The organism is Mesorhizobium jarvisii, from assembly GCF_003601985.1.
Lineage (GTDB): Bacteria > Pseudomonadota > Alphaproteobacteria > Rhizobiales > Rhizobiaceae > Mesorhizobium > Mesorhizobium jarvisii.
Map to the genome: position 1 here is coordinate 1 of NZ_QZXA01000024.1, position 23,897 is coordinate 23,897.

The following is a 23,897-nucleotide window of genomic DNA, read 5'->3' on the forward strand; positions in this document are numbered from 1 at the left end:
GCATCTCCCGGATGGTGTCGGCCATGTTCACGCCGCGCATGGCGCATTGTCCCTTGATGCGCTTGTGCAGGCTCTCGGTCACATCGATGGTGAACCGCTTCATCGCCTCGGCCGGCGCCGGCGCCGGTTTCAGCTGGGTAACCTTGGCCCCCTTCCCTTCCGGGACGTCGTTCGTTGCCGTGCCTACCCAGGCGTCAGACGCTGGCGGCAACGGCGCGGCCTTGGTCGGCATGTTGAACGGGACGGTCTTGCGGCTCATGCAACTTTTCTTTCTTGCTGGTTGAACAACTGCGAGGCCAGCTTCGCAATCTCGCGGGCGGCGTCGCCATGCGGCGCAACCTCGATGACGGAAAGCCCCTGCCCTGCGCTCTCCGCGTAAATGACGCGCTGGTGCAGCGCGGCTGTCAGCACGGGAATATCTCCGAAAGCCTCAAGGGCGGTAACCACGTCGCGGCCGATCGCCGTATTTGCGATTTTACGATTAATCGCAAATACGCCTTTCAGATTGGGCTTGAATTGCTGGGCTTCGCGGATGAGGGCGACAGTGTCGGCGGCGGCCCAGATATCGTAAGGCGACGGCTGTACCGGGATGAGCACCACGTCGCTGGCCAGGATGGCCGCGCGCCCGAGCTCGTTGACGCGAGGAGCGCCGTCGATCACCACGACCTCGTAATCCTTGGCAATATCCGGCAAGTCGCGGTGCAGGGTCGGCTTAGCCATCCCTACAACCGAAAAGATCGGTGCGAGCGCGCGGGCGCTTGACCAGGCGAGAGCGCTGCCCTGGGGATCTGCATCGACCAGGAGCACGCGGCTACCGGTCTTTGCGAGGGTTGCGGCGAGGTTCACGGCGATCGTGGTCTTGCCGACACCGCCTTTCTGGTTGAGCACGCCAATGATCATGCCGTCGCCTTTCTGTATTTGTGGTTCGTCGCATTTACGATTCTACGACGATACGATTTCACGATTTTCAGTTTTCGCCCAGCTTTGGTTAACAAAGCCTTAACGACCAGTGGCTGCTGAGCCACATTTCTGCAAAAGCGTATTTACGATTATGCGATTGGCTTCTGATCCGAGGCCACAATGGCATCGAGCAGAGCTCGGTAGCCCTCGGGTAGGTCGTGTGCTTTCGCGCCTTTGCGAATGAGCCGAAGATATTCAAGATTCGGCAGCGGCGGCGCCTCCTGGGGGACGCCGATGTAAGTTTCGACCTCGATGGCGATATCGTTCATGACGACGCTGATTTTGGTTCGATAGTAACTGTTCAGGTGTGCCTCGCGCCCGGCAACGAAGCCTTCGTTGGCGTCAAGCCGCACGGTATCCGCCGTCGTAAGGCAATAAACGACGCCCCAGACCTCGTGCCCGTCGGCAGCTGTTACCGACGACACCCCACATCCGCGCCCCTTAGACAGCCTCGGGAAGCTGAGCTGGTGGTCGGGGAGGCGGGCTATGCCGACTTTCGTCGCGCCCGGACACCGGGCCTTCATCTGGATGGCGTCCATGTTGGACCCGTAGGCAAAGTAGAGCATGGGTGTATCCGAGCACGGTTGCGATAAAGCGTAAAGTCGTAAATACGATTCTACGCTTTTACGAGGCGGCTAGCTCACTCCATGGCATTCACGCGCATGGATGCGGTGAACTGATGCTGCTTGTCGAGCTCGATGCCGAGGAACCGGCGGCCGACGGCTTTGGCGGCCACCAAGGTCGAGCCAGAACCGCAGAACGGGTCGAGGACCAGGTCACCGGGTTTGCTAAAGCTCTCGATGAGCGCCTGCAGCGGTGCCACCGGCTTCTGGGTAGGATGAAGGCGGTTGCCGGTATAATCCCACGGCATGACGTCAGACACCGGCCGGGCAGGGCAGGGGGCCTTGCCCTTGGCGAGAAGATACGCCTGCTCGTGATGATGCCGGAGGAAGCGCCGGGACGAAGCGTAGGGCTTGCAGAGCACCAAGTGCCCGACGATCCGGAATCCGGCTGCTCGCCAGGCGTCGAGGAACTCGCCGGCGTGGTCCCAGCCATAGAAGCTGACGCACAGGCCTCCGGGTTTCAGCACGCGGTGCATTTCGGCGAACGCCGGCTTCAGCCAGCGGGCATTGTTGTCGTTGGCCACGGTGCGGCCGCTTCGATCGCGGTAACGCACCAGGTAGGGCGGATCAGTCAGGATGAAGTCGACCGACCCGGCCGCCAGGCGCTGCATCTGTTCGATGCAGTCGCCAAGCAACACGGTGTTGCAGGGGAGGGGGTGCATTACCCCCGGTCCTCTTGCGGTTTCGGTTTGCGAATGACCAGCCGGCCGTTGAGGGGCAGGGCACTCAGGGTGATGTTGAAACCTTCGCCGTCGTCGTGCGGCCACGCCGCGCCGACCTTGGTCCAGTGCGTCTTATCGCCTTCGCCTTCGACCACGTAAACTTCGTGGCTGGGTCGTTTGGCTTGTTTCTGTGTCATGGAGATTTCTCCCGTTGGTTTCTCCGGCTGCGCCTGTCGCGGCCGGTCGGGGAGCCTTGGCGACGGCTTGCCTGAGCCCGGTACGGACGGGCAGGGTCAATGGCCACACGGGAGCGTAGCGAAAGAGCGGGCAGCCAATTGACCAGGCCAGGCGCCGGCGCATCTCCCGACCGATGCCGGCCGCGCTGCGCTGCCCACCGACGGAGATCCATACAGAAGCCAACCAATCCCAGCTCAAGGGTTGAAGCGTCTGCGATTTCGCCTTGAACGGGGAGGGGGCTTGCACCCGACGCGAAGAGTCATCCCCCGAGGATCTCGGCATAACGGCCACGCCATCGCCTACGAAAGAGGCGGACCGGTAGCGGTCCGGTCCAAAAAACCGTATGATTGCGAGGTGTTAAATCAACTTCGCGTGTGGCTGATTGTGGCGGTTCTGACCGCCTCTTCGGCCGTGGTACGGGCGCAGGATTGGGGCGTCGTCGCCAATATCTCCGCCACCATGGGCGTCACCGGTAACCGCCTCTGCTATGGCGAGGCAAGCCGGGGCGATATCGGCTGCCCGGCCGACGCGCCGACAGTTAGCGGCTCGACCATCACCGGCACGTTTGTGGGAGACGGCTCCGGCCTCACCGGCCTGGTTGGCGCCTCGGCCGACCGCATCATCAGTGGCACGGCCCAGGTCATCGCTAACGGCAACAGCAATTCCATCAGCATCACCGAAGCGGGCGTCACGACAGGGTATTTCTACGGCGGCAAGCTCGTCGCAGGCGGGGTTAGCACCACTGGCATAGTCTCAGCGACAGGTCTCTACGTCACCAACACCGCGCTGTTCTCCGGTTTGGTCGGCATGGGCACCAACGCGCCTAGCGGCACACTGCATATTTTCGATGGCACCTTAAATTTTGGCAGTAGCAATTCTTCCGCAAATAAAAGAACTTTCATGCAGGAGTCTGCCGACGCCTTCTATCTCGGTAGCGCCCCCGCCAACCAAAACCTCTTTCTCGGCCAGTCCTCAGGCGGGGCTAGGGGCTTCTCGGGCATCTATTACGATACCAATGGCAACGTTGGCGGTGGCGGTCACTTCCTCCGCATTGGTGGCATTCCCATGCTCTACGTCACCAGCAACTCCAACGTCGCCATGGTTGGCATTGGCATCAGCGCTTCGACCCCCTCCGGCACCCTCCACGTTTACGGTGGGGTTTCCAGCAGCAACATCTATCTCAGTCGCGCCGGTTCACCGGCCACACAAGGCGTCATTGACTACAGTGGTTCGAGCATGGTTGTCGGGACCAACGGCGCCGATGGGTTGGTTCTACGCACGAACGGCACTACGCGCTTTAGTGTTGATTCTACTGGCTACTTCAGCGCGGGCGGCAACATGGGTATTGGCGGTATGATCGGTTACATACCGTCGACCACCTTGCATGTCTCTGGCACCCTCCGCATCGCCAACGGTGGCGAAGCCTGTGACAACAACCGCTCCGGCGCCATCCGCTACGCCTCCAGCAGCTTCGATTTCTGCGACGGCGGCGGGACGTGGAAAAGCTTGGCAACCATGGCGGCGGCCGGCGCTGCTACGCCTGACCGCATTATCTCCGGCACCACCAGTATCATCGCCAATAACGGCGGCGGTATTTCAGTGAGCTTGCCGGCTGCCAATGTCTTTGAGGTCCGCAGTGCCCTAGGCGGATCCCGCCTGACCATTGCAGGCGCCACCAACTATGCCAACAATCTCCGCTTCGTTGATGGTTTAACCCAGAAAGCTAGCCTGGATTTCACCCCCTTCGGTGCGGGAGATAACCTAGGTATGACCACCAGCCTCAGCTCGCTCCAGCTCACGAACACGAGCGCAACTGGCTTCATCGGTTTCTACACGGGCGCGGGCAGTACCGAACGCGTGCGTATCGATTCATCCGGCAATGTCGGCATCGGAACCGCATATCCCAGTCAGAAACTCACGATATTCGACAGCAGCAACGCTTCAATCTCATTCAGATCCGGCGCCGGAACACCAGGCCCCATCAGAGAGGCACGGATTTCTGCTGTTTCGACGGGTGGAGGCGGCAATGGCCACAGCCTGGCTTTCCTTACCAACCTATCAGGGGCCTCTCCAACCGAAGGCATGAGGTTGACCAGCGATGGCCTGTTGGGGCTAGGAACCGCCACACCAACCGCTCCGCTGGAAGTCTCCGGCACCATTTCGGCCACTGTTCTCCAATTGGCGAACAGCCCCGCAAACACTTGCGGCCCAAGCACTTATGGCAGCATGAAAATGATCAACGGCCGCCCCTATTACTGCAGGCAGTAGCGGGGGGTGTCCCAAAAGCGTAAATACGATTTTACGATCCCAAGATCGGAGTGTGAACGTGGCGAATGTTTAGGCGAAGGCCCGACATACCAACGCGACCAGACTGACGATTGCCCGCGTGTCAGTGGGACTACGGGGCCGCCGCGCCAGGAAGTCCTCGATCGTCATCCCACTGGCCGGATCTGCGGCTGTACCCGGTCTCACAAAATCGATGTAGAGATGCAGTTCCTCGGGTTCGAACACGACGGTCCACGCTCCGTCGCTGTCTGCAGCCAAATGGCGGGTGAGGGCGCTCATGGCAGTCACTCCTTCACCTGTGAGATTGCCGAAATAGCCGGAGGTTTCCATCACCGGATACAGGTATTGACGCCTGCTAGCCGTACCACCGGCCGATTTGCTCATTTTTGAAAAGGGTGTCCCTGCACCCCTGCGCGACTGGCGAGGTCCGGGGTAGCAACTGCGAGAGGGTGTTGGTGCGGCCGCAGGCATAGCCGAGGCTCGGCCCTCTTGCGGGCGCGAGGGGCGGCGCCCATTGTCCCCTGCAAGAGTCGTCTTGTTAAAGCGATCGGCGCGTCCTGGAATTTGGACGCGCCGATTATGAGGCGATCAATACTCGATCTTCAAATCGAGTTTAACGGCATCAGTCTGCACCCCAGCCAGCTGGGCCACTCGGTCTCTTGCCCAAGCCATAACTTCGGCGATCGTAGAAAAGCCGAGCTCAGCCACCTCAGTCTGTTCGGCTATGTCGTCGGGCGCCTCCTCTGAGGCGTTATCGGCGAGCAGATCCGAAATCGCATAAACCGCCACATGCTTGTAGTGATCTAAAATGCCCGTCCCGACACTGGCGGCAATACCGCGATTGTCGCGGTCGAGCCCTACCCACATGCCGAAATTGTCCTTGATCGTCTGCCCTTCTTTGGAGCGGGCGGCATAGTGGGCGTTGAACCGCTTACGCACATCGTCGGCCGGGAAAATGTAGACCTCGACATTTTCCGGGTCTTCCTTCGAATCCACCGTTGCAACGATGACGGTCTCGACATCATCGAGCGTCTTCCACTTCGTGCCACCCTTGAGCGGCGGGAACGCAATATAGCGATCGCGCGTGGTCCGGATGGCAGCCGTCTGTGTCTTGCCATCCTTGGCGATGTTCCAAATGTTCGAGAGGCCCCGACCGGGAACACGAGTCATTGAGTAGCCCTGTGCCTCGGCGGCCTTCTTTGCCGCGTCCACCATCAGGTGCCAGCGTTGCGATTCAGAAAGTGTGCTCAGCGAATTAGACATTTGCGGTCATCTCCGATTTACGGTCTGCTCGTCATGAGCTATCCGGCTGAACGGTATATACGTATTCCCAAACCGTTTGTCAAACCGATTGATTTGGTATGGAACCAAATAGCATTTTGCTCCGTCCTGGAAACGAACGTCATGGCTGGTGGAATTAGCGAAATCGTAAGTGCGATTTTCCGATGCTGGCCGCCTTGTCGGCGAGCTAGATCAAGATCCGCTCGACCTCGTCGAGGCTGACCTCGTCGTGCCGACGGTCATAGAGCTGGGTCGTTCTTGTCGATGCATGGTTGGCCATGTGGGCCGCTTTCTCAAGCGTGCCGCCGTTTTTCAGATAGGCGGTGATGCCGGTGGCGCGGAACGTGTGATTGCCGATCAGCGTGTCGATGCCGGCGCCGGCCGCCCTCCGGCGGATCATGGCAAAGGCATCTCCCTGGGTGAGGGGACTTTCGGAAAGCTGTGCCGTCCCCCGACCTATGGTCCGGAACAGGGGGGTGCGCGGATGGTCCCGCAGGCCGCCGGCGTCCAAGTATGCATCCAGGTATTGCTCGAGGCTGTGATGGCAGGGCATTTCATGCCGCTTGCCGCCTTTCTCGTGCAATCGTACCCACAGGCGCCGATTCTGGACGAACAAGTCGCGGACCTCCATGCCGATCGCCGCCCCTATGCGCGCGAAAGAATAGGTCATGAGGGCGATGAGCGCCCGATCGCGGAGCCCGATAATGGTGTCCGCCGGGATACTGTCGAGCAGCTGGCGGGCCTCCTGGGGCGACAGCACGGGCGTTTTACCGGTTCGAGCCGAATACTTCGGAGCGCGGACTGTGTGGGCCGGGTTGCTCGGCATCGCCTGCCCAACAACCATCCAGTCAAACAGGTGGCGGATGGCCGCCAGGCGCTGCTTCACCGTCGGGATGGAATGCGACCGGCCGAGCTCCTCAATCCAGCCTGCGACGTGCATGGGCTGGATCGCGGGGAGGGCGGTCACGTCCCGATCGGCGCACCAGGCGAGAAAATCCACGGCGGCGCGAGCGTAGGCTTTGCGGGTGTTGGGATTTCTGATGTTGGCGGCGAAGAACTCGAGGAAACGTGTCTGCGTGCGGATCTCGCTGACATTCAGTATTTCGGGCAGGGCCGTACCGTTGATGACGGCAATCTCATTCATGCCACAAAGCCACTGAAGCCGTTTATTAACGTCCCCACCGCAATGAGGAATGGCCCGAACACATATTGGAGGGCGCGCTCGTCCTGCAATTCCTTGGCCGATTTTTCGGCTGGCCGCCCAGTCAGGGCGAAATCAATTGCATCGTTTGCGATCCAAGAGAACGGGCCACGCAAAACCACTTCAGAAACAATTATCAGACCACCAGTAGCCGCAATGAACCCGCCAACGGCTGCAATACGGGTGGACAGCGGATAGCTCTGTGGGAGGAATAGGAGCAAGCCTATCACAGTTAGAAATCCGACAAATAATAGAATTGCTCGCCTCTCCGTCATGTTTTGAAACCCTTCATTATCTATGATAAAGAACATTATCATAGATAACATGATGTGCTACAGAATTCCAATAAGAGCACGCAACGTGCCCTTGATTACAAGAGCCCGCTGTGCGATGTTGGTGTCTTGAAAAGGAGACCTCACGATGGCTGGCGATCGATACGGTACATTTCGTACAGGGGAACTAGGACGGGCTTTGGTGGCGCTTGCTGAGGACGCGAGCCGTTATCCCGAATATGCAGCGCTTTCTCGCGTAGCCGTCCCCGCAGTGGCGGCTCTTTCACACGAAATTGCGAGAGACTTCCCGCAAGTCAGAACCGATGATTTTGCCAAGCAGGCCGTCGGAGCGTTCGTCGGCAACATTATGCGGCAGTTCGGGCATACCATACTCCGCCGTGGCCGTGTTCCTGGGGACGTTTTCAGCTATGGCGCCGTCTGGTCGCCGCTTCCGGCCGCTTAAATCGCCGTCATAGATTTATGGAACTGCAACCATGGTTCGTCAGGACGCATCTGCCATGGCGCGGACGTTTTCAATTATCTGAGCAATCGTGGGCGGAACAAAATTGTCGGCAACTAGGCGACGGGCGATAAACCTAGCCACGAGGGGCTTGCCATTCCCCACTGCTCTCTGAGCCTCAGCTTTGAGAAGCGCGTAATGACCAGGCGATTCCGCGTCGACTTCAGCTTGCAATAAACTCTCAAGGGTATCTTCGATGATAGCATAGGTTTCCCCGACAATTGCTGCGGGACTCACCGTCTCGGCGATGCCTAGCATTCGCGTGAGAACCGCATTCATCCCCCTGTCCCTTTCAGCTTTCCCACTGTCATTGTCAAAAAGTAGGAAAGTTGGAATTTGGTGGGCTTGGTAAAGCTGCCAGAAACTGTCGAGGTTGTTTTTTCCGGCGCTACTCACGACCGAGACGCCCAAGCCATCAAAATCGATGCCAAGGTGCTTCGCAAAAATAGGTAGAACTTCTTCTTCAGAAGGCCCCTCTGCCAGGAGAACAACCTTGGCAAAAAAGGCTTCCGCATGCTTGGCGGCCGAGATATTCCGAAACCGCTCTCGAACACTCTCCAGCGTCATCGCCATACCTGGGTGGAGGCGCTGTCGTGCTTCGAGAAGCTGGCTTTCCCGCACATGTCGGATCTGCGTACAAACTTCATCGTCGCCATCAGCTTTCCTTTCCACCAGAACAATCTGGTCCGAACGGGACACGTCAACAAAGGCGGCGCTATGGGACGAATAGAAAACCTGGTGTCCTGCGACTGCCATCTCCCGATAGAGGGTGGCTAGGCTGCGCTGGGCGTGCGGATGGAGATAAATCTCTGGCTCCTCCACTGCAAATACGGTGCTGTTCCGGAAAGCAGCTGCGTAAGCCCGGAAGAGAGCTAGCACCACGAGATTTCGAACGCCGGAGCCGGATTCGGCTGGGCTTTTGTCGTGTCCGCCGTCAACTAACGTGGGATAGATGGCCTTGTAAAAATTGAGTGGATCAAAGGATCGGAAATCCAGCCGGACGTTCTGCATTGCATGCCGGATCTGGTCTTGAAAAGCACCAGTGATTGCTTCCTCAAAACTACGGTACAGCGGCGTTTTGAGGATCTCCTGGGCGTCCGAAAGATGCTGAGTCAACGCTTCCTTTACGTGCTGGGGCGCCGTTCGCTCAAAATCCTCGTGAAGCTGGCGTGCAATGCGGCCGAACAATGACCACCGCGACATGCTGAACTGAGAATCGAAATTGCGTGCGGCGTCGAGGTAAACGATGGGAAACTGACCCCGAATGGCGTCATTCAGAAACTGAGTCTGATCACTGTCAAAAAGTCGGTAGCGAGCAAAAAGGCGGCCGGCGTTCTCAGCGACGCTGATTGCCGATATACCCGCCTCATTCCCGAAGCCACGTGCAAAGCTGATGGCGATCCTGATATTGCGTCCAGGCTCCTTATTGAATCTATCCGTCTGTTCGAGGCCATTCGCACTCGGCCACCTATCGCCCAGCACAAAGTTTAGGGCACATAGAATGTTCGTCTTGCCAGCATTGTTCGGCCCTATAAGCGCCATTAGCTCCGCAGGCTGCAAAGTTATGTCTTTGATGGATCGGTAGTTTTCTATCTCGATCTGGGTGATTTTCATAACGGCGGGCTGACTCGTTCGGCCTCGTCTATGCTTTTGCCGTTAGTAGCGCTTCTGTGGCGACGTCAAGTTTCGCCAGCAAATCGGCCTTTGTTTTTCCGGTCTTTGCGGAATGCGCCTTCTGGCAAAGGTCGACAATCACTTTGTGCTGAGCGTTCGCCGGCTTAAAGTGAGGGATGCTAAGGTGCTTGAAGATATTGCTCACTTGAATTTGGATCGTATGGCTCTCGACGTATTCCCTTACCATTGATGAATTCAGCATGGCGCAAACGAAGTACGCGGTGCTCTCGTCCTCAAAATCTGCGAAGTAGACTTTGTGGTCCGGGACGTAGGGTCGGTCACCCATTAAGGGGACCGCCGATTTTGTAACCACAACCGCCTCAAAGGTGGTTGAAAGCTCCGCCCACACTACCTTGAACGGCGCAAAGGAGTATGCGCCAACATTGTAGATGGCATAGTAGGGCGCTGCCTTCTGTCTCAGCCGGTAGGTTGACCGCTGGCTGAGCCTATCCTTGAAAGCACGAAAATAGGACGATGTGGCCTTTAGCTTAGCAAGCTGTTTTTCCGCCGCCTGATAGGCTGCCTGGACGATGGCGCGATTTGGTACCAGAACGAACAGCTCTTCTTCTACATGAAGATCACACGCCGAAAAATCACCTGCTCCTTTGAGCAATGGATAGAGCAGATCCGGCTCTATCCAAAACGTTCTGGCAGGGCCGATATCGCTCCGCCCGGCGTCAGGACGGGTCTGAATCTGAACCAGATTTTCTGCTTTGTTCGTCGCAAGAATTCTGACGATATAGATTCCATTTAGGTCGGTCGTAACGCCCTTTCGCCCTGCCAACCAATCACTTGTACCTTGAATAGCGCCCATTGCGGCGAACCTGCCCTTCGGCAGAATAGCCCACGGAGAATTGCCACCATCTACAGGGGTGGCCTCCCATGGCTTTATGGCTACGCGTTTGAAAATCTCGCTCTTCTGACTTGTTTCGGGAATCGACGCCGAGAACCCGTCTGCCTTTTCCCAGACACGATAGGGGACGGGATATGACGTGTGTTGGTCGGCTGGCACCTTGTGCAGCCTCATGATGGCGGTCTTGTTCGCCACCTTCGAAAACGGCTTCAGCTTTTTGAGGTCATCGATTCCAACGGGTATGAGGTTCGCTTCATCATTGATGGTGAAGCTCCGGAAGCCTTGAGACGATGGGGACTGGAAGTGCGTCTGGGTGATCACGAAAACTAATGTGCCGCCCTGTTTCAGCCATTTGTCGCCGACGGTGTAAGTGAGCATTCCTGAGATATCGAGCTCATTGCCGCCATGAAAGGGCGTCTCTGAAAAGATAGCGTACTGCTCACAAGTCGGCTTGATGCGCTCTCGATACATCTCCGGCAGATTGGACCAGCGCACCCAAGGCGGGTTGCCTATCACCACGTCGAACTCGCCGGCAACCGCAGACCAGAAGAAGTTTCTGACAATGCGAAACCAAATTCCATTCCAAGATTTTTTATGGAGTTCTAGGACCTGGCCATAGGTATCACTGAGAGCGTCCCGCCATTTCGCCGCTTCAGCAGGTGTTATCGTTTCACGCTCCAAGAGTCTCTTTTCAACAATTGGATAGGGATGTTCGTCGTCGACCGCCTCCGCCATCGTAACGAAGGCGTCATCTAGTCGCTTGCGATCGTAGGCTAGTGCCCATGGCAAAATCACCTTCAAATCAGAGTGGGCGCTGCCAATCCGGTACTCGACATAATCCTTATCCACCTGTGGTGAATGAGCTGGCGAGTATACTGCGTCCGCTAAGAGCACAGGCAGCTCAACCTCTATCTTGGCCTCTCCAACCAGGTCCGCTATGGCGATTAGGAAGTTCACACGTGAGGACTGAACCGCTAGCGGATTGAGGTCGAACCCCCAAACTGTCTCCAAAACATTGCTCAGGATAGCCTGCGGTGAGAGCTTCTTTTTGAGCCCTGTCGCCCGTTTCCGACGGATGGCCTCCAACAAAAAAGATCCTGAACCACACGTCGGGTCGAGGACTCGTGCAGTATGCCAATCGGCCACCTCCGCGCGGTCGCATGCAATGTCGACGAGCCAGTCAGGAGTGTAGAATTCTCCGAGGGCCTTCCGTAGTGTTTCAGGTACCAGAGCCTGATAGAAGGCCTTCAGCACGTCCCGGGATCGCGCCGCACTCAGATCATCCATGCGGTAAAGGGACAGCTGCGTCAGAAACGATCTAATCCCGTCACAGATGCCCGCACGCCCCTTCGGCGAAAGTGAGATATCCGTATACCAAGAGAACACCGCTTCCTCGACGAAGCCTTTGATGCGCGCGCCCTCGAAATAGCCACTTCGCTCAACCTCTGTGTCGAGTTTTTGCAGCAGGTCATCATCGCCGTAACCGAGGAGATGTTCGCAAAAATCTGGATGTGCCGTCAGCTTGTATTCGGCCACTATCTCGGCCGCTAAAAGCTTCATCACAAAGGCGTTGTACGTGTGGATGACGAAAAGCAGGGCAGCGACCGAATCTGCCTTAGGGAGTACGAGTTCAAGGGGGATTTGTTTTTTTATCTCGGCTGCTTGAGCGGCGGACAGGTCAGCGACTTGGCCGAAAAGTGTTCGCCACTCTTCAAACAGCATTTTTATCTTGCTGTTACCGCCCTTATTGACCTGTGAGACGAGCTCGGAAGCCAAGCCGCCCATCATCGCCCGGCCTATCTCAGACCCGTGCCCAAAATCCTCAACAAGGTTTTCGGCCGTGACGGCGCGCCGTTTAGAATCAAAGCAGGCCTGAGCTACGAGGCCGATCGACGCTTCGTTGAATGGCAGCAGGTTGCGATGAGCAATTTGTCCGTCCTTAAAGAAAGCGAAGCTAATGTGGTCGCCATCGGTCGCAATGCCGATGTAATCCTCCTGGGGTATTTCCTCGGCTTTAGCACGACGGGAGATGTATTTAGAAAGCCGGTCGAAAATAGCTTCTTTAAAGGCTGCGCTCTTGATGCTTCCCTTGAAAAGTCCTCGATCTTTGAACTCGATTATAACCTGGTTGTACGATGCATCGTTGCGGCCACGCTCCGCATGGAATTTGATACCGAGGCTGTTTTCGATGTGCTTGAGCCAGCTCTTTCGAACCTCTTCTTCGTTTGCCCAATCAGGTCTATCTTTTTGTAAAACAGAATATAACGACGACATAAATCCCCCCGGACGAACTGCATTGAATTGATCTTTTTGGAATTTGATAGCATGGCGTGGATTGATGTTCATGTTATTTCATGCCGCTAGCGGGAGTGGTTGCCGCTTCGGGTGCTGGTAATCTACCCAGATAATCCTGGACCGCTCTACGGATGACCCAAGCAGCTGAAACGTCGTTGTTCGCTGCCAAGGCGCAGACTTCCTTGTAGTCGTTTTCGTCAAGCGTCACCGTGAGGCGAGCTGGTTGCTTCTGATTTTTGGGTCGCGCCATTCTGAGTCGTCCTGGTGTTTTCTTCACCACACTAACACGCATGCTCCAACCGTAAAGCGGGAGGGCAGTGGATAACGCCCAGGGAAAGTGCACTTGCATTCATCCTGATTACCGAGGATTTCAGGCAGCGACTTTCGGCAATTCCTTCCACCGGGTCGTGAAGCATGGCGATTTTCGCTCAAACTTGGTCGACCAGGCCTGCTTCAGGCCAGCCGCTGCCGGCACGAGTGTGTGACGGCCGAACCGTAGATTGATGGCATCCAAAGCCTGGTTCAGGCGGTCACGCTGCGCCCTGTCGATAGTCGCCAGCAAGGACGTCTGCGCCATCGTAAGGGGCACGAGCTCGGTCAACATAATGCCAGCCTTCGCGTAGCGGTAACCCTCCCGCCACGCTGTAGCTGCTGCCCTGGTCGCAGCCGCGACAAGCTCCTGCGTGTCGTCAGTGGGCTCAAGGAACTCGACAGCCTTGCTGGTATGGCTCCATTTGTCGCCATTGAAGGCGTTGGTGTGCATGAACACGACGCCCTGAACCGCACAGAGCCCGTGCCGGCGAAGTTTCTCGGCCGCGCGCGTCGCGTAGGCCGCCACCGCCTGCTGCATCTCGACGAGCGAAGTCACCGGCCGGCCAAAGCTCCGCGTCACTGCAATGCCCTTTCTACCTACGGGCAGGGTTTCGAGAGCCAAGCAGGCAATGCCGTTCAGTTCATGGATCGTGCGCTCGCCGACCACAGTCAGCAGCTGACGGCCACGCTTCGGGTCCAGGGCGCGGAGCTGCCCAACGGTCTCCACGCCGATTGCCTTCAATTTGGCGGCCGAGGCGCCACCAATGCCCCACAGTTCGCCCACCGACGTTGCTGGCAGATATTTTTCCCGGGTCGCCAGGTCGCTGAAGTCGCAGACCCCGTTGAGCTCGGCATGATTCTTCGCGGTGCGGTTGGCCAATTTGGCCAGCGTCTTCGTCGGCCCGATGCCTACGCATGTGGGAATGCCGGTCCAGGTCCGGACGGTTTGCCTCAACTGCTGCCCGTAGGCAACGTAGCTGCCGCCACCTAGACCGGTGATGTCGAGGAAGCTCTCGTCGATCGAGTAGACCTCCACCTCCGGGGCAAACTGATGGTAGATCTCGTTCATCCGGCTGCTCATGTCGCCATAGAGCGTGTAGTTGCTGCTGAACACCGCCACCTGGTTCTTCCGGCATAGATCGCGGATCTTGAAGAACGGCGCCCCCATGGCGATCCCCAGGGCTTTCGCCTCGGGCGTCCTAGCCACCGCACAGCCGTCGTTGTTGGACAGCACAATCACCGGCCGGCCATTGAGTGCCGGCGCGAAGGCGCGCTCGCAGCTGCAGTAGAAGCTATTGCCATCAATCAGCGCGAACACCCGCCCTATGCGCGGGGCTTGTGCAGCGTCCATGTCACCACCCCCCAGATTTCGACCTGGGAGACGTCATCCATCGGAAACGCCGGCATGTCCTTGTTGGCAAATGTGAGGCTCGGCGGATTGCCGCGCCGGAAGAGTTTGAGGCTGGTTTCGCCGTTGATCACGGCCACGACCACGACGCCGTCTTTGGGTTGACGCTGCGGTCCACCACGACGACGTCGCCGTCGAAGATGCCAACGTCCCGCATTGAGGTGCCCGCCACGCGCCACAGGAAGGTCGCTGGCTTGTTCTTGACCAGGATACGGGTGAGATCCAGCTCGCCATCGAGGAAATCATCGGCCGGACTCGGAAACCCCGCGCAGATCCGCGTGCCCATTACGGGCAGCACAATCGGCCAGTCGGAGGGCTGGCCTATGTACGTGAGGAGAGAATGACCGCTGTGCATGGCAGGAACATAACAGGAACATATTCCTGCGCCAACGGAATTGATTGTTGTTCGGAATTCAGGGTGCCCCGCACCCCTGCCTGACCGGCGAGGTCCGGGGGTAGCGCGGGCAAGAGGGGTTGGGTGCGGCCGCAGGCGAAGCCGAGGCTCGGCCCTCTTGAGCGTGCGAGGGGCGGAGCCCCTTAGCATAGTCTACGCAATCAAAACAGTCTGGGGCCGTCTGGCCAATAGTGCCAACAGAAATCTTTGGCGAGCGGGGGGCCACACACCTTTACTTCGCAAATCAACTTTGCTCCTCTGTTGAAGCGGCGCTTGGGGTGCCGTAATTCAGGGGAGCACCAATGGTCGACCGTCGCGCCGAAGCATACGCCCAGCAATTCGCACCTATTTTCGTCAGTCGATACATGGATGCGGCCAAAGCAGGCCGTAGTGCCGAAGTGCCGGCTCCCATCCGTTCGGCAGTGGAAGCTTACGCCAACGGAACCGTCGACAGGAGCGGTGTCGACGTCAACAATTGGGTGTACAACTCACTTTACCAGCATCGAGTCAGCACAGGCGGCGACGTGACGCTGCCTCCTGAATATGCCAGCGCGGGGAAAAAAGCCGCCAGCATCGCCGGGACAGTTGCCCTGGGCGTCGGTGGCGCCTTGCTGAAAAGCGCATTCGGCTTGTCGAAGCGCGGCCTGTTCAAATAGTCGCCCGCGCCGGTCGCGAGAGCACCGTCCACACACTAAATCCGCTCATTTTGGGGCACCGAATGTTCAAGAAGTTAGCGTCACTATTCCAATCCACACCACAGCCTTCGCTTTCCGATCGCACCCCGGACCGTCCCGCGCCAAGGCCGGCACCACCGCCGCCGAAACCAACAGGGTCTTACTTGGAGGCCATCAATGCTGAACCGGATGCCGATTCCCAGCTTAGCGCGCATCGGCGCAGAGCACCCATCGAGCTACAGATAGCGGTCACTGCCCGTGTTGCGGCGTGGGCGTCCCTGATCAGCATGGGATCACCTCATGGGGTCAATTCGGCCTTCCTGCCATACATGCTGAAAGCCCATACGGCTGATTTTGAAATGAAAAAGATATTTTACGAGATGGTGCAGAACGTCATCTACGATAACTGCAGCACGCCAGGGCAGGTCAAGGCGCTCTAGCCGTTCCAATGAAACGGCTGGGCACGGTTGAAGATCACGCGCACATCGGCGACGTAGTAGTCGGTCTGCTCGAATGCGGCGGTCTTCACCGGAACCGGCGTGTTTCGGAACACCACCACCGGCTCAAGATACTCCTGCAGAAGCCAGACTGACAATGTGCGCCACTCACGCCATCCTTCAAGGCGCTCGATATAGCCGCGCCGCACCAGTATCGGCGCGGTAAACTCATGCAGCTCCTTCGCGTCCATTCCGATGACATCAAAGAAGTTGGCCTGCATGTGGCTGTTGACCGAGACGGTTTCGCCGAGCCTCGGCAGTTCCTCGAACTCGGTGCCGGCAAGTACGGCGTGGCCTTCGCCGAGAGGCAACGCCATAACGACGTCGTTCAAGTCCTGGCCCTCGTAGAGGCCTGCAGCAAGACTGGCGTGGCGGCAGATCTTGGCGGCGTACTGATCGTAGATAGGAGCGGGCATTGGATGTTCTGAAGCTCTACGGCTGGATTTTTCGCGGTTGCTGGCTGCTCGGCTGGAAACTCGTGACCTTCATCCTGTCGAGGTTTGACAAGACTTCGCCTAACAAATCACAGCCGGCCCGCGACGTGCAACCGTCGCCGGCGCCGATACCCAACCAAATCATACAACGCGGTGAAGGCGGGGCACCGGTGCAGGTGACCATTCAGAACATTATGCCGCCCGCAACCGCGGCGATGCCTGCGGCTTCCGTGCCTGCGGCAGCCCCCTCCTCTCCCGCTCCGACGCCGGGACGCTCGCCGGCAGCCATTCTCGGCCGCCCCGACCACGTCATCTATGCGACTACAGGCAGTCACCTGATGATTCCGCATCCCCGATCGGCCGAGCTGCTCGAGCGGTTGGATTATCTCCTCTATGTCGCCGCGCACAGGAACGGCCAACCCTTCTCTGTGCCGCCCAAGCTCGATCGGTCCACCGCCGTTCCTGCACCGACCCTGCGCCTTGCGGAACCGCTCAATGACGGTGGATTCGATGCAGCGGAGCCGCACATATTACCGGCCGACGGCGCGGTCTGGATCGCACGCCTCGGCCGCCAACCAGAAAAGATGAAGGGAGTTCCCCGCAAGCTCATTGCGGTATCGGAACCGGCTCCGTCCCCGGTCGAGTTGCTCCTAGCGCCGATCGACGATGAACTGTTTGCGCCGGTCACACCCCGCGTGATGCCGGCGCCGGACGGAGCAATCTGGCTGGCGCGGAGTGAAGCGCCGCTCGTGTCGGTGGAGGAATATCGTGCCCGATTGTGATGCGTCAGCGGGCATTGGGTTTGCGGCGGCTCGGCGGCCGTGAGAGGCTTGTGACATGGACGTGCTTCAAGCAATTGCAACGGGCATCTTCGCAGTCATTCGCGGGGCTCTGTGGCTCGTCTGGATAATCCTCACCTCCCCTGCCCGCTACCGGCGCTACGTGCGCCGCAAAGGCGGCTCGCATGGCTCGTCCCGCTGGGCCGGCCGCTTCGAACAGATCTGGCATGGAGCTGTGCGCGGCGAAGGGGTAATCCTCGGCCGGGGCGCCTTCGGCCGCCTGATACGGTTCTCCAAGGATGGCATGGTGATGGTGTTCGCCACCATGGGCGCCGGCAAGGGCCTGGGCGTCGTCATCCCTTCACTGCTGACTTATCGCGGCTCCATGGTGGTCACCGATCCCAAGGGTGAAAACTACGCCATTACGCGCCGGCGCCGGGCGACGCTCGGCCAGGTGCGCATGCTCAACCCCACCGATCCCCACCATTCCGACCGCTTCAATCCCATGGATATCATCCGCGCCGGCACGCCCTCGGAAGCGGACGACGCCCAGGCCCTGGCCTCGTTGATGGTCACGCCCAGCGGCCGCGATGAACATTGGGACAACAAGGCCATTTCCCTACTCAAGGCGCTGATCCTGCACACGCTGCACGAGCCGCTTGCCAGCCGGAACCTCGCCGGCGTGCGCCGGCTGTCGGTCGGGTCATCAGCGACGTTCATCGCTTCGCTCGAAGAGATCGCAGAGAGCTCCCCTTCCCTCGCCGCGCGTGAAACCGCCGCCGGCGCGCTCACCAGCTCGGTCGGCAAGGATGGCCAGTTCTCGGAGGAGTTTTCGTCGATCCTGTCGAACCTGCAGAAGGCGACCGAACCGTGGTCGGCCGGCGCTCCTGCAGGCGTGCTTTCGGCGTCGTCGACCTTCGCGCTTTCCGAGCTCGTGAGCTCGGTTTCCACCCTCTACCTCTGTGTGGATGAGGATGTCCTGGAGGTTTACGGCACCTGGCTGCGCGTGATGGTCGGCTGCACCCTGAAAACGCTCACACGGGCGAAAACGGCGCCGCCAAGGCGCAAGGTCGTGTTGCTGCTCGACGAAGTCGCCGTGCTCGGCCGGCTCGACCCCCTGGAACGGCAGGCCGGCCTCCTGCGGGCTTACTGCACGCCCGTCCTCATCTGGCAGAACCTGCCCCAGGTGCGCCGGATCTACGGCGACGGCGCCGCCGCGTTCCTGGCCAACTCGTCGGCCCGCGTGTTTTTCGGCGTCAACGACAACGACACCGCCGAGTATGTCGCCACCATGCTCGGCAACACCACCTCAATGTCGAGCTCAACCGGGGTCAGCCAATCGTCTGGGGCCTGGGAGCGCACCAATCGCCAGAACGGTCTCTCTGAGAGCGGCTACTGGCTCCTCGATGCCGCCGAGGTTCAGCGCTTGCCCCTGCACCACGCCATCGTCAAGTTCCGGCATGTCCCCTACCCGGTCTTCGGCCGGCGCATCGACTATCGGAAGATCTGGCGTTGGTCCGGACTCTGGGACGCGTGGCAAGGCACGCCTCCTGCCGGCGTCAACAGCATCCCTGTCATGTCGGTGGCAACGCCCACCGGCTCGGCCCACGTCCTGCCGATCGCGCCGCTGCCGCCTTCAGCGGAGGGCGGTCTTTCTGCTGGTTCTTCGTGATTGATGGGGCGGAAAGCCCACTATCAGGCTTTCCGTTCCCAAGCCCCTGCCCTGCCAGGTTTGAGGGTCAAGGCCGTAGAGCGAAGCGTGCCTTGACGCTCGGAGCTGGTAGGGTTACCGCCGACGACCTCGGCCACTTGGCCGTCCGCGCGACCGAACCGACCGTATCCAGCCTTCGACCTCCCGCACCCGCACCAGGCCAATCTCGCGCCGTCTGGTCGTGGTGGTAAGGATGCCCTCCAGCAACTTCATGACGCTTTCGAGTTGCTGCAGGCGCTTGCGCGCATGGGCCGCTCTCTGCCGCATGGCGGCTTCGCTCTGCTTGGCCGCGTCGGCCGCTTTCCACCGGTTGAAGCGGAATTCCTTGCCCATGATTTTGCCCTCGGCATAGAACGTGGCGCGCCGCTGCCAGTAGTCGACCTTGCGGCTCATGCGGTCAAAACGATGGTTGATCGCCTTCACGTTGCGGCGGTACTGCTCGTTGTTACCGCTCAGGATCTTCTCCAGAAAACTCAATCGCGTACCGCTGTCGCGTGATGGGTAATCACGCTCCCTACGCTTCGCCGGCGCCGCTGGCGCTTTCTTGCGATAGGCACCGACCTCGCGCACCTGGCTCGCCGGCGGCCGGCCCTGCCGCGCCATCTGGCGTGCGCGGGGACCGACATGGATCTCCGGCGCCCGGTTCAGCTGCGCGGCCCGCGCACGATCGCCGGCCGCGAGAGCGGCGTCGCGCTGGGCAACAAGCGTGCGGTGGTCAATTCGGGTTTTCTTGCCAGCACGCTCAAGCGCACGATTGCAGGCGAGCTCCCACTCGGCGCGCCAGGTCTTCAGCAGCTCCTTGCTGTTCCATTCGCGGGTCTTGACCGGGTCGAGCCCCGAAGCCGTCGCGCGGCGCATGGTCAGCATCATATGCGCATGGAAATTTTTCTCGCTCTGGCCGTCCTCGGGGTTGGGATTGTGGAGCGCAATGTCGGCGACCATGCCGCGCCGGACGAAATGGATTTCGGCGAAATCGCGCACCAGCTCCACGCGGTCCTCGTGGCTGAGCTCGAACGGCAGCGCCATGTTAAATTCACGGGCCAGCTGCGCGTCTTTGCGCTCCTCCATGGCTTCGACCGTGTTCCAGAGTAGCTGCCGATCGCCGAGCCACGGCGCGCTGCCCGGTGGCGTCAGGATCTCGGCGTGCACTACGCCATGGCGGCGGCTGTAGTCATGAGTTTCGCGGTGCTTGGCATCGTCCAGTCGCTCGCCAGATCGATAGGCCGCAGCGGCCACAACCTTGGACCCTGGCCGCCAGCTGCCGTCCGGATTCCGCTTGGAAGTCCGGCCGAGCACCTGCCCTGAAAAGTGATAGATCGCCATGCAAAACGCTCCATCAAAAAGGTGCGTCGGCGACGCCTCTGCAACACCTGAAATCCTGCCCACAAGGGCAGTCCTTCCCGGCGGATAGTCGCAAACCTGTGACTGCCGGGGCACCTATGTTGCGAAGCAATGTATAAGTGCGCTATTACACTGTCAACTTTCCCTACCACCCCCATCCTGTGTTCTGATAACTTCAGCTGCTAACCCCGCCCCGCCCTCTCGCCTTACGCGCTCCCCGATGTCACCATCCCGGCTCCTCGGCAATCTTGTCGCACTCATCGCGGTGCCGCTGTTTGCCGCGTTCCTCTACGACCAGTATGTCGCCGGATGGATCGGGCGACAGCCGTTTGCGTTTTGCTACCTGGTCCAACCCGTGGTGAACCTGGCTGGTTCACTCGGCGTGCTCATCACCTCGGTCGGGGTCGTGATTTGGGCCGTCTCGGGCTTCAAGAGCGACGGCGGTCGCGGCCTCGCCATCGGCGGCGTGCTGCTGTTCATCGTGCCGCTGGTGTTCGGTCATTACCTCGGCGTCACGTGTATACCGTCCTGAAAAATCGGCGCGGTCGCGCTCCGCGCGAAAGCGGGGGAGACCCCCCGCACCCCCCTGCCCTCTCCGGTTAGGTCCACGGCCGGACTACCCCGTGGGGGCTGTCTGCCCCCACACCCCCGAGGATACTTGCACAAGGGTTAGGACGGATAGGATCAGGTTTCGGATTTGGTCAAATCGCGGAGACGGGCCTGAAGCCGCGCAATCAGTTCTCCGATCGGCACACCGGGCCGAGGATCATTGAGGCTGGCCCGCTGCATGGCCTCAAGGAGACAGGTGTGGATTTCCACATCGTCGACGCTAGAGCTGCCTTCAGCGGGCGGCGTCTGACCAGGCTGACTGTCAGTCGGCGTCGCCGGCATGATACAGGGATTCGTAGTCGCGGCCGCCGTAAAACACGTTGAGGATCTCGACGTGGTCGGTCACCCGGTAGGCAATGATGGCCGTGTGTTCAAACGGGACCATTCGGAGACCCGGCTCCAGGTCGTCACGCGGCCGCCCGCCATTCGGCACGTCGCCTATTTTCCGGCACCGCGCCATGATCCGCTGAACAAATCCGGTCGCGACCGGATCGCTCTGGCTGGCCTCGGCAATGACGCGGTAAATCTCCTGCAGATCTGCAATGGCCTGCGGCCGGTAGGTGACGTTAACGCGCTGCACTACGCGACGCTTTGCTCTCGCTTGTCATGAACCGGGCCATTTCCGCTTCCGCCTCGTCCGCCGAAAGGCTGGGACGTGGGTCGTCGATCGACGCCCGAATCCGGGCGCGCATCACTTCGTTCACGGCCTGCTCTTCCCGATCGAGCGCGCGCAACGCGGCGCGCATGACCTCGCTGACGGAATCGTAGGCGCCGGACTCGACGCGGGCGTCGACGCTCTGCTGCTGCTTGCCAAGCGTCACGGTGATGGGTTTGCTGGTTCTCATGGTTGGGCCTTTCGTATGTCCCCTTATAGCACGGAGCATGACAGTGTCATACAATTTTCTGACACCTTCCCTTCAAAAGCAATTTCCTTCCCGGCGGATTTGACCGCGAAAATGATCCGTGATTCACTACCGCTGCGGTACAGGCCGGGAGGCCGATGACCGTCAAGGGTTAGGACGCCACCCCTCGTGGGTGGCGTTCAACCAAACTAAGCCCCACAGATGCCCGTAGGGCGTGTTTCTGACCTTATCCGGTGCACGGACGCCTCCCGACGTCCAAAAACGCCTGTACGGCCTTCCTGATAGCCATAACGATGTTGCCAGGCTTGCAAGGATGCTGTTGTGCACAAAGGGTGGGGCTCTTTTCTTAAAAATCCCATTTTGAAAAACGCCGTAGGCCCTTTTTCTGAGATTCTGTAAGGCTTTTAAGAAGAAGGCTTTCTGTAGGAGTCTTTCTGGGTATTTCTGTTCTATATAAGAGGGGCGCGACCAAATCAGCGTAGATTGAGCGACCAAATCAGCGGCCGGCCGCGACCAAATCAGCGCACCTTTTTCCGTTACCGCGACCAAATCAGCGCACGGGCGCGACCAAATCAGCGTAGCACCCCCATCAAGGGCTTGAAACACTTGGGAAAATTATACGGCCAAGTGCGACCAAATCAGCGTACCTAAATAGCTGCGATTGCTCGCTTTTTTCGTCCAAGTGATTCGGATTCAAGGGTCAGCCGCGAATGCGGCGAGGAATGGCCAATACGGAGGCCTCGGCGGCTTCCATTTCAAGGCCCCGGTCGGTCAGCTTGATGGGGAGCTTCGGGAAGATCTCATGGATGCTGGCAAGGTCGTCAGCCAGCTGCGCACGGAAGTCGCGATCACGCGCGAACCCTTCGCCGAACTGCTCTTTTAGTGGTTTCCAGTCCAGCACCAGCCGCTCGTTGAGGCGCGTGATGCGATAGCTGATCCAGAACAACAGGTCGAGCTTACGGGCTGAGTTGGAGAAGGCGCGCAAGGCGCGGACGTCGATCGGCAGGGCATGTTTCTGCAGCTCGGCGAAAAAACGCTCCGAAAAGGCGATGGTTGTGGGCCAGAGGCTCTGCTGGTCGGGATGGTCACCGAACCACAGCTCCACACGCTCCATCGGCTTCACGTCGATCTGAGACGACTTCTTACCGTCCCAGGCGCTGAATTCCATGCGACAGGCCGCGAGGGCGCGCATCTGCTCCTTGAACGGCTGGATGGAACCGTTGGCCCCTCCCCTCACCTCGAAGCCCATGTCGAGCATGAACGCGCTCAACGAATTAGCCGTTTCCACGATCGGGCTGCGGTTCTTGAGCGCTTCGGTGCTCAGATGCGCCATGATGAGGCGCGCCTTCGGACCCCACGGGATAGGCTGGGCGACCAGCCCGCCATCGGGCGATCGAAGATAGCCTGGTGAGACGGTGACGGCCATGCGGCCCTGTTTGCGCTCGAAATACGGCGTCCCCGCTGCGAGGCGGCGGTAGGGCAAGCCGCAAATGGCGAGCGGCGTCGGCAGGAATCGAAGGAGGTCCGGCGACGGCCCTTCGCTTTCGATAACTTCGCGGACGATGGCGCGGCGGCGGGAGTCCCTGGTCAACGTCGCCAGATGGGTCGCCCGCGCGGCTGCCTTTACGGCGTCGGCGTCACGCTCGGCCTGCTGATGCTCAAGATTGCGGACCGTTGTGTCGAACAGAAACTTGCCACGAGCCTCTTCAAGCTTGGCGAGCAGGTCGGCGTCTCGGATGGCGTAAGTGGTCACGACGGCACATTAGCCCTGATTCGGGAGTGCGGGGAATTGGACTGCCTGAGTTGTAGGCATCTTTCGGCGGCGTAAAATCGTAAAAGCGTAAATGCGATTTTACGCTTTAGGCTCTGGAAAGGCCTTCTCAAGCATCTCCCGGATGGTGTCGGCCATGTTCACGCCGCGCATGGCGCATTGTCCCTTGATGCGCTTGTGCAGGCTCTCGGTCACATCGATGGTGAACCGCTTCATCGCCTCGGCCGGCGCCGGCGCCGG

General features: G+C 59.4%; 27 protein-coding genes. 6 read left to right on the top strand and 21 right to left on the bottom strand.

Annotated elements, in window-relative coordinates; genetic code table 11:
- The 5 genes from D3242_RS32940 to D3242_RS32960 form a co-directional block, all read right to left on the bottom strand.
- On the bottom strand, positions 1–259 hold a 259-nt coding region (locus tag D3242_RS32940), incomplete at its 3' end, for a plasmid partition protein ParG (protein WP_120145574.1).
- Positions 256–900, bottom strand: coding sequence for a ParA family partition ATPase (parA, locus tag D3242_RS32945; protein WP_057145032.1), 645 nt, complete (start codon positions 898–900; stop codon positions 256–258). The genes D3242_RS32940 and parA, both read right to left, overlap by 4 nt.
- Before the next feature lie 149 nt (positions 901–1,049).
- The gene (locus D3242_RS32950) at positions 1,050–1,526 is read right to left on the bottom strand and encodes a gamma-glutamylcyclotransferase family protein (protein ID WP_064983637.1); all 477 of its coding nucleotides are present in this window, start codon (positions 1,524–1,526) and stop codon (positions 1,050–1,052) included.
- 74 nt (positions 1,527–1,600) lie between these two features.
- Complete coding sequence (locus tag D3242_RS32955; protein ID WP_064983636.1) at positions 1,601–2,245, bottom strand: DNA methyltransferase; 645 nt, start codon at positions 2,243–2,245, stop codon at positions 1,601–1,603.
- The gene (locus D3242_RS32960; RefSeq protein WP_064983634.1) at positions 2,245–2,442 is read right to left on the bottom strand and encodes a hypothetical protein; all 198 of its coding nucleotides are present in this window, start codon (positions 2,440–2,442) and stop codon (positions 2,245–2,247) included. Before D3242_RS32960 ends, D3242_RS32955 begins: the two co-directional genes overlap by 1 nt.
- A gap of 394 nt (positions 2,443–2,836) precedes the next feature.
- On the opposite strand from D3242_RS32960, the gene D3242_RS32965 reads away from it, so the two are divergent.
- Entirely contained in the window at positions 2,837–4,750 is a 1,914-nt protein-coding gene (locus tag D3242_RS32965) for a hypothetical protein (RefSeq protein WP_147377524.1), read from the top strand.
- Positions 4,751–4,819: 69 nt separating this feature from the next.
- Here D3242_RS32965 and D3242_RS32970 read toward each other — a convergent pair whose 3' ends face one another.
- From D3242_RS32970 to D3242_RS34430, 10 genes are all read right to left on the bottom strand, one after another.
- Positions 4,820–5,152: a hypothetical protein gene (locus tag D3242_RS32970; protein WP_120145575.1), complete on the bottom strand. Its 333-nt coding sequence runs from the start codon at positions 5,150–5,152 to the stop codon at positions 4,820–4,822.
- 204 nt (positions 5,153–5,356) lie between these two features.
- Entirely contained in the window at positions 5,357–6,031 is a 675-nt protein-coding gene (locus tag D3242_RS32975) for a hypothetical protein (protein ID WP_064983628.1), read from the bottom strand.
- 205 nt (positions 6,032–6,236) lie between these two features.
- The gene (locus D3242_RS32980) at positions 6,237–7,193 is read right to left on the bottom strand and encodes a tyrosine-type recombinase/integrase (RefSeq protein ID WP_064983627.1); all 957 of its coding nucleotides are present in this window, start codon (positions 7,191–7,193) and stop codon (positions 6,237–6,239) included.
- A complete protein-coding gene (locus D3242_RS32985; protein WP_147377525.1) occupies positions 7,190–7,576 on the bottom strand; it encodes a hypothetical protein in 387 nt (128 codons plus the stop codon). Before D3242_RS32985 ends, D3242_RS32980 begins: the two co-directional genes overlap by 4 nt.
- A 448-nt stretch (positions 7,577–8,024) precedes the next feature.
- The gene (locus D3242_RS32990; RefSeq protein ID WP_064983624.1) at positions 8,025–9,656 is read right to left on the bottom strand and encodes an ATP-dependent nuclease; all 1,632 of its coding nucleotides are present in this window, start codon (positions 9,654–9,656) and stop codon (positions 8,025–8,027) included.
- Positions 9,657–9,684: 28 nt separating this feature from the next.
- Complete coding sequence (locus D3242_RS32995) at positions 9,685–12,915, bottom strand: Eco57I restriction-modification methylase domain-containing protein (RefSeq protein WP_223217990.1); 3,231 nt, start codon at positions 12,913–12,915, stop codon at positions 9,685–9,687.
- Between the two features lies 1 nt (position 12,916).
- Complete coding sequence (locus tag D3242_RS34335) at positions 12,917–13,213, bottom strand: ribbon-helix-helix domain-containing protein (protein ID WP_081296067.1); 297 nt, start codon at positions 13,211–13,213, stop codon at positions 12,917–12,919.
- A gap of 21 nt (positions 13,214–13,234) precedes the next feature.
- On the bottom strand, positions 13,235–14,527 hold the full coding sequence (locus D3242_RS33005) for a Y-family DNA polymerase (RefSeq protein ID WP_064983653.1): 1,293 nt from the start codon (positions 14,525–14,527) through the stop codon (positions 13,235–13,237).
- Positions 14,500–14,664, bottom strand: coding sequence for a LexA family protein (locus D3242_RS34425; protein WP_317452369.1), 165 nt, complete (start codon positions 14,662–14,664; stop codon positions 14,500–14,502). Before D3242_RS34425 ends, D3242_RS33005 begins: the two co-directional genes overlap by 28 nt.
- Positions 14,655–14,870 (bottom strand): LexA family protein, encoded by a 216-nt coding sequence (locus tag D3242_RS34430; RefSeq protein WP_317452370.1) that lies wholly within the window; start codon positions 14,868–14,870, stop codon positions 14,655–14,657. Before D3242_RS34430 ends, D3242_RS34425 begins: the two co-directional genes overlap by 10 nt.
- A gap of 410 nt (positions 14,871–15,280) precedes the next feature.
- Between D3242_RS34430 and D3242_RS33015 the strand changes: the two genes are divergently transcribed.
- Together D3242_RS33015 and D3242_RS33020 are read left to right on the top strand one after the other, a co-directional pair.
- Complete coding sequence (locus D3242_RS33015) at positions 15,281–15,634, top strand: hypothetical protein (protein WP_147377526.1); 354 nt, start codon at positions 15,281–15,283, stop codon at positions 15,632–15,634.
- A 182-nt stretch (positions 15,635–15,816) separates the two neighbouring features.
- The gene (locus tag D3242_RS33020; protein ID WP_120145577.1) at positions 15,817–16,092 is read left to right on the top strand and encodes a hypothetical protein; all 276 of its coding nucleotides are present in this window, start codon (positions 15,817–15,819) and stop codon (positions 16,090–16,092) included.
- Here D3242_RS33020 and D3242_RS33025 read toward each other — a convergent pair.
- The gene (locus tag D3242_RS33025) at positions 16,089–16,565 is read right to left on the bottom strand and encodes a hypothetical protein (RefSeq protein ID WP_064983650.1); all 477 of its coding nucleotides are present in this window, start codon (positions 16,563–16,565) and stop codon (positions 16,089–16,091) included. The genes D3242_RS33020 and D3242_RS33025 overlap by 4 nt on opposite strands.
- On the opposite strand from D3242_RS33025, the gene D3242_RS33030 reads away from it, so the two are divergent.
- Both D3242_RS33030 and D3242_RS33035 read left to right on the top strand, forming a co-directional pair.
- The gene (locus tag D3242_RS33030) at positions 16,565–17,365 is read left to right on the top strand and encodes a hypothetical protein (RefSeq protein WP_064983648.1); all 801 of its coding nucleotides are present in this window, start codon (positions 16,565–16,567) and stop codon (positions 17,363–17,365) included. The two genes, D3242_RS33025 and D3242_RS33030, sit on opposite strands and share 1 nt — an antisense overlap.
- Before the next feature lie 55 nt (positions 17,366–17,420).
- On the top strand, positions 17,421–19,034 hold the full coding sequence (locus tag D3242_RS33035) for a type IV secretory system conjugative DNA transfer family protein (protein ID WP_064983647.1): 1,614 nt from the start codon (positions 17,421–17,423) through the stop codon (positions 19,032–19,034).
- Between the two features lie 114 nt (positions 19,035–19,148).
- Here the strand turns inward: D3242_RS33035 and mobQ are convergent, their stop codons facing one another.
- Complete coding sequence (mobQ, locus tag D3242_RS33040) at positions 19,149–20,396, bottom strand: MobQ family relaxase (RefSeq protein WP_064983645.1); 1,248 nt, start codon at positions 20,394–20,396, stop codon at positions 19,149–19,151.
- 238 nt (positions 20,397–20,634) lie between these two features.
- On the opposite strand from mobQ, the gene D3242_RS33045 reads away from it, so the two are divergent.
- Positions 20,635–20,946, top strand: a complete 312-nt coding sequence (locus D3242_RS33045; RefSeq protein WP_064983643.1) for a hypothetical protein — start codon at positions 20,635–20,637, stop codon at positions 20,944–20,946.
- A gap of 339 nt (positions 20,947–21,285) precedes the next feature.
- Here the strand turns inward: D3242_RS33045 and D3242_RS33055 are convergent, their stop codons facing one another.
- From D3242_RS33055 to D3242_RS33070, 4 genes are all read right to left on the bottom strand, one after another.
- Positions 21,286–21,603: a type II toxin-antitoxin system RelE/ParE family toxin gene (locus D3242_RS33055; protein WP_064983641.1), complete on the bottom strand. Its 318-nt coding sequence runs from the start codon at positions 21,601–21,603 to the stop codon at positions 21,286–21,288.
- Entirely contained in the window at positions 21,590–21,868 is a 279-nt protein-coding gene (locus tag D3242_RS33060; RefSeq protein ID WP_064983657.1) for a type II toxin-antitoxin system ParD family antitoxin, read from the bottom strand. Before D3242_RS33060 ends, D3242_RS33055 begins: the two co-directional genes overlap by 14 nt.
- 718 nt (positions 21,869–22,586) lie before the next feature.
- On the bottom strand, positions 22,587–23,639 hold the full coding sequence (locus D3242_RS33065; RefSeq protein WP_064983639.1) for a replication protein RepA: 1,053 nt from the start codon (positions 23,637–23,639) through the stop codon (positions 22,587–22,589).
- Between the two features lie 99 nt (positions 23,640–23,738).
- The coding region (locus D3242_RS33070; RefSeq protein WP_281004736.1) for a plasmid partition protein ParG at positions 23,739–23,897 on the bottom strand (159 nt) is incomplete at its 5' end.